Consider the following 13563-nt stretch of genomic DNA (forward strand, 5'->3'; position numbering starts at 1 on the left):
CGGCGCGGGCGGTCTGCCCGGGAACGCCCCACGACCGCGCGGGGTTACGGTCCGTACGGCATTCGGGCGAACGCGAAGGGGCGGACCGGTGTCGGTCCGCCCCTCCAACTCAACTGTTCGTACGGGCTACTTGACCGCGCCCGCCATCACGCCGGACACGAACTGCCGCTGGAACGCGAAGAACACGATCAGCGGGATCACCATCGAGATGAACGCGCCCGGTGCCAGGACGTCGACGTTGTCGGCGAAGGCACGCATCTGGGTCTGCAGGGCGACGGTGATCGGCTGGCTGTCGGCGTCCGTGAACACCAGGGCGATCAGCATGTCGTTCCACACCCACAGGAACTGGAAGATGCCCAGACTCGCGATCGCGGGCCCGCCCAGCGGCAGCACCACCCTTGCGAACAGGCGCAGTTCACCCGCGCCGTCGAGCCGTGCCGCCTCCAGGAGTTCACGCGGGATCTCCGCGAAGAAGTTCCGCAGCAGGAACACCGCGAACGGCAGACCGAAGCCCGTGTGGAAGAGGATCACCCCGAAGATGTTGCCGAACAGACCGATCTTGCCGAAGAGTTCGGCGATCGGGATCAGCGCCACCTGCACCGGCACCACCAGCAGACCGACCACGGCCATGAACCACCAGTCGCGGCCCGGGAACTCCATCCACGCGAACGCGTAGCCCGCGAGCGCGCCGATGACGATCACGAGCAGCGTCGCCGGGACCGTGATCAGGATGGTGTTGACGATGGAGCTGGTGATGTCGCTGTTGTGGAGCAGCTTGTCGTAGCTGTCGAAGGTGAGCTGGGAGGGCTTGGTGAAGACCTTCCACCAGCCGGTCGCGGCGAGGTCCCCGGGGCTGCGCAGCGAGGAGATCAGCAGCCCGATCGTCGGCACCAGCCAGAACAGGCCGACGACGACGAGGAACACACTCACCACACCGCCGCTGACGCGCTCCACGAGCCGTGAGCCGAGCGACTGCTTCGCCTTCGTGCCCTCGGCCGTTGTCGTCTCGGGGAGCCTTTCGGCCTGAGTCGTCATCGCCGCACCTCCCGCCTGAGCCGACGAATGTTGAACCACATCACCGGGATCACCAGAAGCAGCAGGAACACCGAGATGGCGCTCGCGATGCCCGGCTGGTCCTCGGCGAAGCCCTTGCGGTACAGCTCCAGGGCGAGGACGTTCGCGTCGTCCTGCGAGGAGCCCGGGGGGATGATGAAGACCAGGTCGAAGATCTTCAGGACGTTGATCATCAGGGTCACGGTGACGACCGCGAGGACGGGTGCCAGCAGGGGGACCGTGACCCTGCGGAAGACCTGCCACTCGCTCGCGCCGTCGACCCGGGCCGCCTCCAGGAGTTCGCGGGGGATGCCCGCGAGCCCGGCGGCGATCAGCACCATCGCGAAACCGGCCCACATCCAGATGTACGACCCGATGATCGCCGGCGTCACCAGCGACGGGCCGAGCCAGTCGATCCCGTTGTAGGCCTCCTTGAAGTTGCTCGCCGGCAACCGCAGTTGGGCTCCGTCGGCCTTCTCGGAGAAGGAGAACGTGCCGTCGTCACCGGCCTTCGCCGTCTCGACGACCTTGCCGTCCTTGACCGCCTCGATCTTCATGCCGGGGTAGCCGAGTTCGGTCGGGTCGACCCCGCCGAGCGTGCCGACGCCCTTGCCGCGCGTGAAGTCCTGCCAGGTCGTCCCGGTGATCCGGCCCGGGTCGGCCTGCGGCGCCACGGCCTTCTTCGCGTCACCGGGCATCTGGTCCGGGGCGACGCCCACCAGAGGGAGGGTGACCGTGCCGCCGGTGTGGACGGTCGCCTTGGTGACGAAGCCGCCGCCCTGGGCCACCAGCGGCGAGTTGCGGCCCGGGTGGGCCTTCGGGAACGCCGAGGACTGCGCGAACGTGTCGTGCACGCCCACCCACACCGCGTTCGCGAACCCCTTGTCCGGGTCCTGGTCGTAGACGAGCCGGAAGATGATGCCCGCCGCCAGCATCGAGATCGCCATCGGCATGAAGACGACCAGCTTGAACGCCGTTCCCCAGCGCACCCGTTCGGTCAGCACCGCGAAGATCAGACCGAGCGCGGTGGCGATCGTCGGCGCGAACACCACCCAGATGATGTTGTTCTTCAGGGCCGTGCGGATGCCGTCGTCGGTGAACAGGGCCTTGTAGTTGTCGATTCCGGCGAAGCCGTCACCGGACTGGTCGTAGAAGCTGCGGACGAGGGAGTACCCGATCGGGTAGACCACGAGCGCGCCCAGCAGCACGAGGGCGGGCAGCAGGAAGAGCACTGCCACGGTCCTGCGCGTGCCGGTCACGCTCCTGCGCGACTTGGGAGAGGCAGGGGCCGGTGGGGCCCCTGCCTCGGTGGCCGACGTCATCGCGTCAGTTCCCGTAGGCGGCCGCCGCGTCGGCCTCCAGCTTGGCCTGCGTGCCCGCGATGTTCTTCGGGTTCGTCAGGAAGTCCTGGAGCGCCTTCCACTCGCCCTTGCCGGGGGTGCCGCCGAAGGCCTGCGGGGCCTGGTCGGACATGTCGAAGCGGAAGTCGTCGCCCGAGTCGATCAGCGCCTTGGCGATCTTCTGCTGCACCGGGTTCGGATACACGGAGATGTCCACGCTCTTGTTCGGCGAGAGATAGCCGCCCAGCTTGGCCTGGATCGTCGCCGCGTCCGGGGAGGCCAGGAAGGTGGCCAGCGCCTGCGCCGCCTTGGAGTCCTTCAGGATCACGGCCGCGTCGCCGCCGGAGACCACGGGGGCGGTGTCACCGACCTTCGGGAACGGGAACACCTTCGCGTCCGTGCCCACCTTCGCCTTGGCCGTCTGGATGTTGACCTGCGCGAAGTCGCCCTCGTAGACCATCGCCGCCTTGGGCTGGTCGCCGCCGGTGAAGGTCTGGGTCACCGAGGCCGGGAAGTCGGTCTGCAGCGCGCCCTTGGCGCCGCCCGCGACATAGTCCTTCTTGCCCCAGACCTGGGCCAGCGTGGTCAGCGCGTCCTTCACGGACGGGTCCGTCCACTTGATCTCGTGCTTGGCGAGCTGGTCGTACTTCTCCGGGCCCGCCTGGGAGAGATAGATGTTCTCGAACCAGTCCGTCAGGGTCCAGCCCTCGGCGCCGCCCACGGAGAACGGGGTCACGCCCGAGTCGTAGACCGTCTGGGCGGTGGTCAGCAGCTCGTCCCAGGTCTTCGGCTCGGTGGCGCCCGCGTTCTCGAAGACCTTGGCGTTGTACCAGATCAGCGACTTGTTGGCGGCCTTGTAGTAGACGCCGTACTGGGTGCCGCCGACCTTGCCGATGTCCTGCCAGCCCTGCGAGTAGTTCTTGGCGAGCTCGGCCTTGGCCTCCGTGCCGAGGGGCTTGGCCCACTTCTTGTCCACGGCCTGCTTGATCGCGCCCGGCTGCGGGAGCATCGCGATGTCCGGCGGCTGGCCGCCCGCGACCTTCGAGCCAAGGAAGTTGACGATCGGGTCCTGGGCGGGCACGAAGGTCACCTTGGCACCGGTGCGCTTCTCGAACTCCGCCAGGACCTTCTTGAAGTTGGCCTGTTCCGCGCCGCTCCAGACGGCCGCGACCTCCAGGCTCTGGCCGTTCAGCTTGGGCAGGCTGAGACTGCTGCCGCTCTCCTTGCCGCCTGTCGCGCCTGTGTCATTGCTCTTGTCGTCGTCTCCGCCGCATGCGGTGAGCGAGAGGGCGAGGGCCGCCGCGAGTGCGGCGGCCGCCGATTTCGCAGCCCTGTTCGCTGACCTGGGCTTCCGCTGTGTGCTGCTCGTGCTGCGCATCACGACCCCGTTCTTCGTTCCTCGTCGAACGTTCGAGGGCTGTCTCGTGCGATCTGGTCTACGCCGGGGGGACGAGGTCGGCAAGTGGGCGTCCGCTGTCAAGCGGAAGATCGTGATGCCGTCGTGACCAGTGCCGGTGCGTTGTGGCGCGCGTCGCCGGGGGCGGTGCCCCCGGACCCCGTCACGTCTGGAGCAGTGACGGGACCTCTGCCGCTGCGACTTCCCTCGCTGCCCGTTCCAATGCACTCGCCAGCAGGGCAAGATCCGTCGGGCCGTTGCCCAGTTCCCGGACCGGGCGGCGGGCCGGGGGGTCGCCCATGCGTTCCCATTCCAGCGGGACGACCGTGGGGCGCAGGGTCGCCGTGCGGGGGATGCGGCCGGTGACCCGGCCCGCCTGGAAGGCCGTGACCCGGCCGTCGGATGAGGTCAACCGGCCCCGGCCGGGAGCCGGTTCGTCCGGGCCGGCGGCCGGGGTGTCCAGGGTGACGCGGAGGGTGGCCCGGCGGGCCGCCTCCGACTCCGCCGTACGGCCGCCCGGGCCGGTCGCGGCCACCAGGTGGACGCCCAGGCGCTCGCCCTCACGGGACACCGCCTCCAGCGCGCGTATGACCGAGCCGGCGGCCGGCCTGCCCGGGGAGCCGAGGGACGGGGAGACCAGGGCGTCCAGGTCGTCCACGATCACGACCAGACGGGGGAGCGGGGGTGCCGTCTCCGTCCCACGGCGGACCGCCGCGGGGCGCAGGCGGATCGTGGAGCTGGGCGGCGAGTCGAGGTCACCGGCGGCCGGGTCGCCGGGCGTCCCCGCGCTGCCCGCCGTGCTCCGGGGCGACGCGGTGCGCTGCGCGACCATACGGCCCGAGAGCTCCCGGCCGGTGTGCCACTCCGCGAAGTCGGAGCGGCCCAGCAGCTCCGCGCGCCGCTTCAGCTCGGCGCTCAGGGACTGGGCGAACTCCCGCATGCGGACCGGGTCGTTGGCGGTGAGGTGGGTGGTGACATGCGGTACGTCCGTGCACACGCGCAGGCCCTCGCCGTGGCCGCTGCCCCCCACGCTGTCCCGGCCGTCCATCAGGACGATGCTCAGGCGGTCCGGGCGCTCGGCCGCGGCCAGCGAGGCGACGACCGCCCGCAGCAGTTCCGTACGGCCGCTGCCCGCGGGGCCCTCGATCAGCAGGTGCGGGCCCTCGGCCACGAGGTCGGCGCAGACCGGGCCGCGCGGTCCGGCCCCCAGCACCGCCCAGGCCCGGCCGCCGAGCGACTCCGGGTCGTCGGCCGCGTCCGCCCAGCGTGTCATCAGCGACGGCGGGGTGGCCCGGGCCAGCCCCAACTCGTCCAGCAGGCGCGCCGACTGGGGCAACGGCGCGGACACGCGCGTGTGCCCCGCACCGACGGCCCCGTCCGTCCGCAGCGGGGCCAGCGCCCGCGCGAAGCGCTCGGCCCAGGCCGCGGAGACGGCGTCCACGGCGGCGACCGTGCCGTGGCCGACGGGGGCCGGGGCCGCGGTGAGGTGGACGGTGTCGGTGTCGGTGCGCGAGGCCGAGCCGGTGGAGCGGGCCTCGGTGCCGGTGCGGGGCGCGTCCGCGTGGCGCGCGTCGGCCGCGGTGCTGCCGGAGCGTGAGGTGTCGGGGCGGCCGGGCTCGGGGCGGTTGCGGGAAGGGCCGGTGCCGTCGGTCCCGGTGCCCGCCTCCGCTGGAACCCCTGTGCGCGCCACCCGCATCAGCCGCAGTGCCGTCGCCACGTCCCCGCTGAGCAGGCCGACCGCCCCGCACTCGCGGAACGTCGGGGCCGCCGCGCAGGCCGCCTCGTACGTGTCCGTCACCGGAGAGGCGGGTGAGGCCGGGGCCGTCTCGGCGAGGCACACGATGTGGATGCCTGCCCGGGGGCCCTCCGCCGCCAGCCGCGCCACGGCCTTGCGCAGACCGGCGCCGCCGGGGTCGCCGTCCACGACGACCACGGTGTACGGCCCGGGGAAACCACCGCTCGTCCCGTCCTCCGCGTCGTCCCGGGCCCAGGAGGGCCGTCGGACGGTGTTGCCGGGGCGGTCCTGCGCGGTGGCGGAGTGGGCGGCGGGGGCGGTCCTGCGGGCCGGGGGGAGTTCGGAGTCGGCCAGGTGGTCGTCCAGGCGGCGCAGAAGTTCGTCGGTGCGGGCCGCGGCCTGTTCGCGGTCGTGGGCGAGGAGGAGGCGGCAGTCCTGGCCGTGTCCCGGGCGGACATGGGGGAGCCAGCCGAGCCAGGACCACTCGGCGGTGCGCTCCTGCGCGGACCGGGAGCGGTCCGTGCTGATCAGGACGATCTCCAGGGTCTCGGGCGCGTGCAGGGCGGCGAGCTGGGCCACCACCGCGCGGGCCAGCCCGGCGAGCCGCGCGCGGGGACCGGCCAGGCCCAGTGCGCCGGCCTCGCGCAGATCCGCGGTGACCGGAACGGCGGGCAGCAGCCCCGAGCCGTCGGGGGCCGCCCGGTCGGCGGTGCCGAGCCGCACGGTGAGGGCCTCCGGATGCCCGGGCCCGCGCTCCCACAGGCGCGCACCGGGGCCCAGCGCCGTCAGCAGCAAAGCCGCCGGATCGGGCCAGACCTCGGGCATCTGGGGCGCGGCGGCCGACGGCACCGCGGTGACGGGCGGGGTCGTCCCGTCGTACGACTCGTCCCGCTCGGACGTCTCCTGCTCGCTCCGGCCCCCGGTCAGCCGCCGGGCCCACGCGGAGAGCCCGCCGCGCCGCCGCACGCCTTGCGGTACGTCGGTGCCGCGCAGGGGCGTGCCCTTGCGGCGGCCGGTCGCGGGGGCGTCCGGGGTGTCGGAGGCGGGAGCGGAGGGCAGGTCCTGGCCGGCCGGCGGAGGCGGGGGAACAGCGGTCGTGCGTGTCACCTCGAAGGAGCCGAGGCCGGACCGGCCGCCGTGGGTGTCCCCGCCGGGAGCCCTGCCCCCTGCCTCGCCGGAGGAGCGCGCTCCGGCAGCGCCCCGGGGGCCGGCCTCGGTGTCGCCCCGGCGCTCGATGCGGGGCGCGCCGCCCTGCCCCGGCACGACGACCGACGGCTCGGTGGGCCCGTGGCCCTGGGCTCCCGTGGTCTCGGGGCCGCCGCCCGACGCGCCCCAGCTCGCGGAGCCGTAGGCGTGATGGGTCCGGTCGGCGGGCTGCTGAGGTGAGGCGTCGCCGCCGGCCCGGCCGCCACGCGCGGGTGCCGAGCCCTCCGCCGACCTCGCGTTCACGGCGGACGCGGCGGCCTCAGCGGCACGTGCCGACACCCTGCCGCGCGCGCGTGGCGGGCCGGCGGCTGGTCCGGAGGCCGAGCCGGACGCACCTCCGCCGTCCTCGCGGGTTCCTGCCGTCCCGCGCCCCTGGACAGCACCCGGCGGGTTCCCGGCCGGGCCGGGTTCCGCGGCGCTCTCCGAAGCCCGGCGCTGCCCGACCACGCTCGGTCCATGACCCGCGGTGCCCGGCTCCCAGGCCGCTGCCGAGCCACCGGCTGCGAGGCTCCCGCCCGGCGCATGCCCGGCACGGGCGGCACGGGCGGCGGCATCCGCGTCTGCGGGCCCTCGCTCGTCGCCCGGCACGGGCCCGGCCTCGCCGGCGGTCACCCGCACGTGTCCCTCGCCGTCCGGTTCCGTCCCGAGCCGTCGCCCCCCGCTCGGCGACAGCCGGAGCACCGACTCGCCGATCCTCAGGAGCGCCCCCGGAGGGAACCGGACCGGGCGGGTGCCCACGCGGGCGCCGTCCAGGGTCGTGCCGTTCGTGGAGTCGAGGTCGGCCACCGAGACGCGGCCGTCGGGGGCGACCGTGACCGCGCAGTGCAGGCGGGAGACGTCGGGGTCGTCCAGGGGGACGTCGGCGTCGGCGGAGCGGCCGATGTGGATCTGGCCGCCGTGCAGCAGATGGACGCCGCCGGCGTCGGGGCCGGCGACCACATGGAGCTGGGTGGGGGCGTCGTCGAGCTCGGGGTGGGGCTCGGGGGCCGCCGGGGCGCCCAGGGACAGCACGGCGCCGTCGATCAGCGGCGGCTCGCCGAGGGTGGCGCGCTGGGCGTCCAGCCGCTCGCCGCCCGCGTACAGCACGACCGGACCGCCGCCGCGCTCGGCCTCGCCCGCGCGGGAGGCGCCCCCGTCCCCGGGGACCGCCGAGGCGAGCGCCGTGGCCACCGCGGCCAGTGCCGTGCCGACGGGAGCGGTGACCAGCACGTCGCAGCTCGCGGCGCGGCCCCGGGGCCGGTCGGACGGGCCCAGCGGGTCTACGACGGTCAGCCGGATCTGCATCGCCGTCAGCGGTCCCTTCTGCGCGGACTGGTTCGCGGACAAGCACGCGCCCAAGTTCGTCGGCCTTGACGGTAGGCATCCTTGCACCTGCCACTGACAACGCGCCCGCCGCCCGAGGGCAAGTGATCTTGATTGGTCAGCTCTGCCCCCAAAAGTGCCTGACCAGTGCGGTGCCGGCGATCACTTGAGATCGGTCACGTCAACGTCCGGCAACCAGGAGGCCCGGACGGAGCGTCTTTCCTTCGAACGTGCTTGGCAGCGCTTACGTAGTGCCTGGAGGAGCGGCACTACAGTGGGTCGGAACGACAGCAAGCAGCAGGGAGTGCAGACGTGCGGCCGGTAGGCAGCAAGTACTTCCTCGAGGAGCCGCTCGGACGCGGTGCCACGGGGACCGTGTGGCGAGCCCGCCAGCGGGAGACCGCGGGCGCCGAGGCCGCCGTTCCCGGACAGCCGGGCGAGACCGTCGCGATCAAGGTCCTCAAGGAGGAGCTCGCGAGCGACCCGGACATCGTGATGAGGTTCCTGCGCGAGCGCTCCGTCCTGCTGCGGCTGACCCATCCGAACATCGTGCGGGTGCGTGACCTGGTCGTCGAGGGCGATCTGCTCGCTCTGGTCATGGACCTCGTCGAGGGCCCCGACCTGCACCGCTACCTGCGCGAGAACGGCCCCTTCAGCCCCGTCGGCGCCGCCCTGATCACCGCCCAGATCGCCGACGCGCTCGCCGCCAGCCACGCCGACGGCGTGGTCCACCGCGACCTCAAGCCCGCCAACGTGCTGCTGCGACAGCACGGCGGCCAGATGCACCCCCTGCTGACCGACTTCGGCATCGCGCGCCTCGCGGACTCCCCGGGACTGACCCGGACCCAGGAATTCGTCGGCACGCCCGCGTACGTCGCGCCCGAGTCCGCCGAGGGCCGCCCGCAGACCTCCGCCGTCGACATCTACGGCGCCGGCATCCTGCTGTACGAACTGGTCACCGGCCGTCCGCCGTTCGCCGGCGGCTCCGCCCTCGAAGTCCTGCACCAGCACCTCAGCGCCGAGCCGCGCCGCCCCTCCACGGTCCCCGACCCGCTGTGGACGGTCATAGAGCGCTGTCTGAGCAAGAACCCGGACCGGCGTCCCAGTGCCGAGAACCTCGCGCGCGGGCTGCGTGTGGTCGCCGAGGGCATCGGCGTGCACGCGAACTCCGCGCAGATCGCCGCGGCGGACAACGTCGGCGCGCTGCTGCTGCCCGACCCGGACCCGGCGGCGGTGCCGGACACCCCCGGCGCCGCCGACCCGACGCAGGTGCTGCCGCACGGCGCGGGCGCCTACGACCCGAACGCCGCGACCAGCTTCCTGCCGCACACCGGCCCCGGCAACCCCGTCGGCGCCGCCGACCCCACCGCCGTACTCCCGCACCGCGGCGCGGCCGATCCGACCGCCGTCATGCCGCCGGTACCGCCCGGACAGCCGGGACAGGGCCAGTACGGGCAGCAGGGACAGCAGCCCGGCGGCCCCGAGGACCCGCACCCCTGGCAGAACCAGCTGCGCGCGGCCCGGGACCGCAACGAACAGACGCAGGTCCAGTACCTCGACCCCAACGAGGACCCGCTGCGCCGCCGCCCCCAGCGGCAGGTCGCCAGACCGCAGCAACAGCAGCCTCCGCAGCGGCAGCAGCGGCCCCAGCAGCGCCCGCCGCAGGGCGGTCACGGCCGTCAGCCGCAGCAGCAGCCCCAGCAGTACGCCCCGCAGCAGCAGCCGCAGCGGTACGCGCCCCCGCCGCAGCCCGAGCGCCCCGCGCGCGAGCCCCGGCAGCCGCGGCAGCGCAGTGCCAACCCGATGAAGATCCCGGGTCTGGGCTGCCTCAAGGGCTGCCTGTTCACGATCGTCATCCTGTTCGTCGCGAGCTGGCTGATCTGGGAGCTGAGCCCGCTCCAGGAGTGGATCGGCACCGGTAAGAGCTACTGGCAGCAGATCGGGGACATCATCGACACCGTCAGCGGCTGGATCGGGGACCTGGGCGGAAAGACCTCAGGTCAGTAGTAACTCTGGAGATTTGTCGACACCCAGCGGGTGATTTCCGTCTCCGCGGTGAAGGTTGGCTCTTCCGACGCGTAGTTTTGTCGGCAACACGCGTCTGTAGGAGCAGTCTTGGCACGGAAGATCGGCAGCCGGTACACCGCCAACCAGATCCTGGGGCGGGGCAGCGCCGGCACGGTGTGGCTGGGCGAGGGACCCGAGGGGCCCGTCGCCGTCAAGCTGCTGCGCGAGGATCTCGCGTCGGACCAGGAGCTCGTCGGACGCTTCGTCCAGGAGCGCACGGCCCTGCTCGGCCTGGAGCACCCCCACGTGGTCTCCGTACGCGACCTCGTGGTCGACGGCAACGACCTCGCGCTCGTCATGGACCTGGTCCGGGGGACGGATCTGCGCACCCGGCTCGACCGGGAGAAGCGGCTCGCGCCCGAGGCGGCGGTGGCGATCGTGGCGGATGTCGCGGACGGCCTGGCCGCCGCGCACGCGACGGGGGTCGTGCACCGGGACGTGAAGCCGGAGAACATCCTGCTCGACATGCAGGGGCCGCTGGGCCCCGGCGGCGCGCACCCCGCTCTGCTGACCGACTTCGGTGTGGCCAAGCTCATCGACTCGCCGCGGCGGACCCGGGCCACGAAGATCATCGGTACCCCGGACTATCTGGCGCCGGAGATCGTCGAGGGGCTGCCGCCGCGGGCGTCCGTGGACATCTACGCCCTCGCGACCGTCCTGTACGAACTGCTGGCCGGGTTCACGCCGTTCGGAGGCGGGCATCCCGGAGCGGTGCTGCGCCGGCATGTGACGGAGACGGTCGTTCCGCTCCCGGGAATCCCCGACGAGCTGTGGCAGCTCATCGTGCAGTGCCTGGCGAAGGCGCCGGCCTCACGTCTGCGCGCGTCCGAGCTCGGCGTGCGGCTGCGGGAGCTGCTGCCCCTGCTGGCCGGGATGCCCCCGCTGGACGTGGACGAGCCGGACGGGGAGCAGGAGGAGGAGCGGGACGGGGAGGCGCCGACGGCGGCCTCCGACGGGGAGGCGGTGTCCTCCGGGCGGCCGGTGCGGCGAGGGGCCGTGCCGCTGGTGCCGGGGGCGAAGCCCGCCGACTCCAACCGGGACACGCACACGTCGATGAGGGTGCCGGCGCCCGACGAGCTGGCCGGAGGCGCGCGGGGGACCGCCCGGGTGCCCCGGCCCGCGGGTGCGCCCCGCCCGGGTTCGGCTCGGCATCGGGCGGCCACGCGGCGGCGCCGGCTGGCCGTCGGGGCCGCGGCGGTGGTGCTGGCGGCCGCGGCGGGCGTCGGTATCTGGGCGGCCACCTCGGGCGACGACGCGGGAGCGTCACCGCAGGACACGCAGAACTCGGCGCCCGCCTCCCCCTGAGGAGACGGCGGTCCGGGGGACGACCGACGTCGGTTGCCACAGCCGTTAGGCTGGAGGGCGTGGCAGTCGTCGATGTATCCGAAGAGCTCAAGTCCCTCTCCTCGACCATGGAGTCGATCGAGGCCGTTCTGGACCTCGACAAGCTGAGGGCAGACATCGCCGTGCTCGAGGAGCAGGCGGCCGCGCCGTCCCTGTGGGACAACCCGGACGAGGCGCAGAAGATCACCAGCAAGCTGTCCCACCTCCAGGCGGAGGTCAGGAAGGCGGACGCGCTGCGCGGCCGCATCGACGACCTCTCCGTGCTGTTCGAGATGGCCGAGGAGGAGGACGACCCGGACACCCGTGCCGAGGCCGAGTCCGAGCTCGTCGCCGTCAAGAAGGCGCTCGACGAGATGGAGGTGCGGACCCTCCTCTCCGGCGAGTACGACTCCCGTGAGGCGCTCGTCAACATCCGCGCCGAGGCCGGTGGTGTCGACGCCGCCGACTTCGCCGAGAAGCTGCAGCGGATGTACCTGCGCTGGGCGGAGCAGAAGGGCTACAAGACCGAGGTCTACGAGACGTCGTACGCCGAAGAGGCCGGCATCAAGTCGACCACCTTCGCCGTGCAGGTGCCGTACGCCTACGGCACCCTGTCCGTCGAGCAGGGCACCCACCGGCTCGTGCGCATCTCGCCCTTCGACAACCAGGGGCGCCGGCAGACCTCCTTCGCGGGGGTGGAGATCCTTCCCGTGGTCGAGCAGACCGACCACATCGAGATCGACGAGTCCGAGCTGCGCGTGGACGTGTACCGGTCGTCCGGTCCCGGCGGCCAGGGCGTCAACACCACCGACTCCGCCGTGCGCCTCACCCACCTCCCCACCGGCATCGTCGTCTCCTGCCAGAACGAACGCTCGCAGATCCAGAACAAGGCGAGCGCGATGAACGTCCTCCAGGCCAAGCTGCTGGAGCGGCGCCGCCAGGAGGAGCAGGCCGCGATGGACGCCCTCAAGGGCGACGGCGGCAACTCCTGGGGCAACCAGATGCGTTCGTACGTCCTGCACCCGTACCAGATGGTCAAGGACCTGCGCACCGACTTCGAGGTCGGCAACCCCGAGGCTGTGTTCAACGGTGAGATCGACGGCTTCCTCGAGGCCGGAATTCGCTGGCGCAAGCAGCAGGAGAAGTAACTTTGTCGACTTGACCATCGTTCTGCAACTGCCGCCCAGCGGGCGGCAGTTTGCTTTATGTCTGGGTTTTACATCACACTCACAGACCGCTTTCCCCGGCAAAGAGCGCTTACCAGGACATCGCGCCCGCAACGGCCTTGACGTTGCTTTGAAAAATGGGAAGGGTGAAGCGCGGCATGCGTATCTCTGGGGCGCATGTGAACCGGGGGACTTGAGCAACAGCTACCTTCTCCCGTCGATCACGGCCCCGAGCGCCGCCTCATTGACGATGAGCTACTGGGGGTAGCAACCACATGACGAAGAAGACGCGCATCCGGATCGCGCGCATAGCAGCCGGTGCCGTGATCGCGGCCGGCGCCTCGCTGACGGCCGCCGGCGTCGCATCCGCCGACGACTGCGGGTTCCTGGGCCTTGAATGCAGCACGCCCACGCCCACTCCCGACCCGCCCACCACGCCGCCGGTCACCGAGCTCCCGACGGACCCGGCGACCGAGCTGCCGACCACTCCGGTGACACCGCCGGTCACCGAGGACCCGACGGACGACCCGACGGACCCCACCGAGGAGCCCACCGAGCCCACGGAGGACCCGACCGCCCCGGGTAACGGGAACGGCAACGGGAATGGGAACGGCAACGGAAACGGCAACGCCGGGGGTGGCAACAGCAACACCAACCCCGACGGCGGCTCCAACGCCTCCACCCAGGAGGAGGGCTCCTCGGCCCTCACCGAGACCGGCACGGACACCACGTCCAACACGTCGGCCCAGGGCAACGGCCAGGAGCTCGCCGAGACCGGTGCCGGTCAGACCGCGTTCCTGATCATCGGTGCCGCCACGATGATCGCCGGCGGTGTCGGCTTCCGTGTTCTTCCGCGCCTCGCCGGCGGCCGCGGTGGCGCCGCCGCCTGACGGTGACGTCCGGTAGTCACGTGCCCGCCTAGCGTGCGCATGCTGTACGACGAAGGGCCCGGAGCCTGTCGGCTCCGGGCCCTTC

8 protein-coding genes are annotated in these 13563 nt (G+C 72.6%); 4 read left to right on the plus strand and 4 right to left on the minus strand.

Going from position 1 to position 13563, the window contains the following annotated elements; all coding sequences use genetic code 11:
* Positions 1-126: 126 nt before the first annotated feature.
* From ABZT02_RS27240 to ABZT02_RS27255, 4 genes are all read right to left on the minus strand, one after another.
* On the minus strand, positions 127-1035 hold the full coding sequence (locus tag ABZT02_RS27240; protein WP_356021730.1) for a carbohydrate ABC transporter permease: 909 nt from the start codon (positions 1033-1035) through the stop codon (positions 127-129).
* Positions 1032-2375 carry a sugar ABC transporter permease gene (locus ABZT02_RS27245; RefSeq protein WP_356021732.1) on the minus strand — a complete coding sequence of 448 codons (1344 nt, stop codon included), beginning with the start codon at positions 2373-2375 and terminating at the stop codon, positions 1032-1034. Before ABZT02_RS27245 ends, ABZT02_RS27240 begins: the two co-directional genes overlap by 4 nt.
* A 4-nt stretch (positions 2376-2379) precedes the next feature.
* Positions 2380-3771 carry an ABC transporter substrate-binding protein gene (locus ABZT02_RS27250; protein WP_356021734.1) on the minus strand — a complete coding sequence of 464 codons (1392 nt, stop codon included), beginning with the start codon at positions 3769-3771 and terminating at the stop codon, positions 2380-2382.
* A gap of 181 nt (positions 3772-3952) precedes the next feature.
* The gene (locus ABZT02_RS27255) at positions 3953-8014 is read right to left on the minus strand and encodes an FHA domain-containing protein (RefSeq protein ID WP_356022088.1); all 4062 of its coding nucleotides are present in this window, start codon (positions 8012-8014) and stop codon (positions 3953-3955) included.
* Between the two features lie 330 nt (positions 8015-8344).
* Here ABZT02_RS27255 and ABZT02_RS27260 point away from each other — a divergent pair, with 330 nt between their 5' ends.
* The 4 genes from ABZT02_RS27260 (at position 8345) to ABZT02_RS27275 (ending at position 13478) form a co-directional block, all read left to right on the plus strand.
* Positions 8345-10039, plus strand: coding sequence for a serine/threonine-protein kinase (locus tag ABZT02_RS27260; RefSeq protein WP_356021736.1), 1695 nt, complete (start codon positions 8345-8347; stop codon positions 10037-10039).
* Positions 10040-10147: 108 nt separating this feature from the next.
* Complete coding sequence (locus ABZT02_RS27265) at positions 10148-11404, plus strand: serine/threonine-protein kinase (protein WP_356021738.1); 1257 nt, start codon at positions 10148-10150, stop codon at positions 11402-11404.
* A gap of 59 nt (positions 11405-11463) precedes the next feature.
* The gene (gene prfB, locus ABZT02_RS27270) at positions 11464-12570 is read left to right on the plus strand and encodes a peptide chain release factor 2 (RefSeq protein WP_355748469.1); all 1107 of its coding nucleotides are present in this window, start codon (positions 11464-11466) and stop codon (positions 12568-12570) included.
* Between the two features lie 293 nt (positions 12571-12863).
* Complete coding sequence (locus tag ABZT02_RS27275) at positions 12864-13478, plus strand: hypothetical protein (protein WP_356021740.1); 615 nt, start codon at positions 12864-12866, stop codon at positions 13476-13478.
* Positions 13479-13563 lie beyond the last annotated feature (85 nt).

It is taken from the genome of Streptomyces sp. NPDC005402 (assembly GCF_040606575.1).
Taxonomy (GTDB): domain Bacteria; phylum Actinomycetota; class Actinomycetes; order Streptomycetales; family Streptomycetaceae; genus Streptomyces.

What these genes read in the sequence shown, in the direction of transcription:
- ABZT02_RS27240 (WP_356021730.1), bottom strand. Translation starts at nt 1,035, where the DNA reads ATGACGACTCAGGCCGAAAGGCTCCCCGAGACGACAACGGCCGAGGGC.
- ABZT02_RS27245 (WP_356021732.1), bottom strand. Translation starts at nt 2,375, where the DNA reads ATGACGTCGGCCACCGAGGCAGGGGCCCCACCGGCCCCTGCCTCTCCC.
- ABZT02_RS27250 (WP_356021734.1), bottom strand. Translation starts at nt 3,771, where the DNA reads ATGCGCAGCACGAGCAGCACACAGCGGAAGCCCAGGTCAGCGAACAGG.
- ABZT02_RS27255 (WP_356022088.1), bottom strand. Translation starts at nt 8,014, where the DNA reads ATGCAGATCCGGCTGACCGTCGTAGACCCGCTGGGCCCGTCCGACCGG.
- ABZT02_RS27275 (WP_356021740.1), top strand. Translation starts at nt 12,864, where the DNA reads ATGACGAAGAAGACGCGCATCCGGATCGCGCGCATAGCAGCCGGTGCC.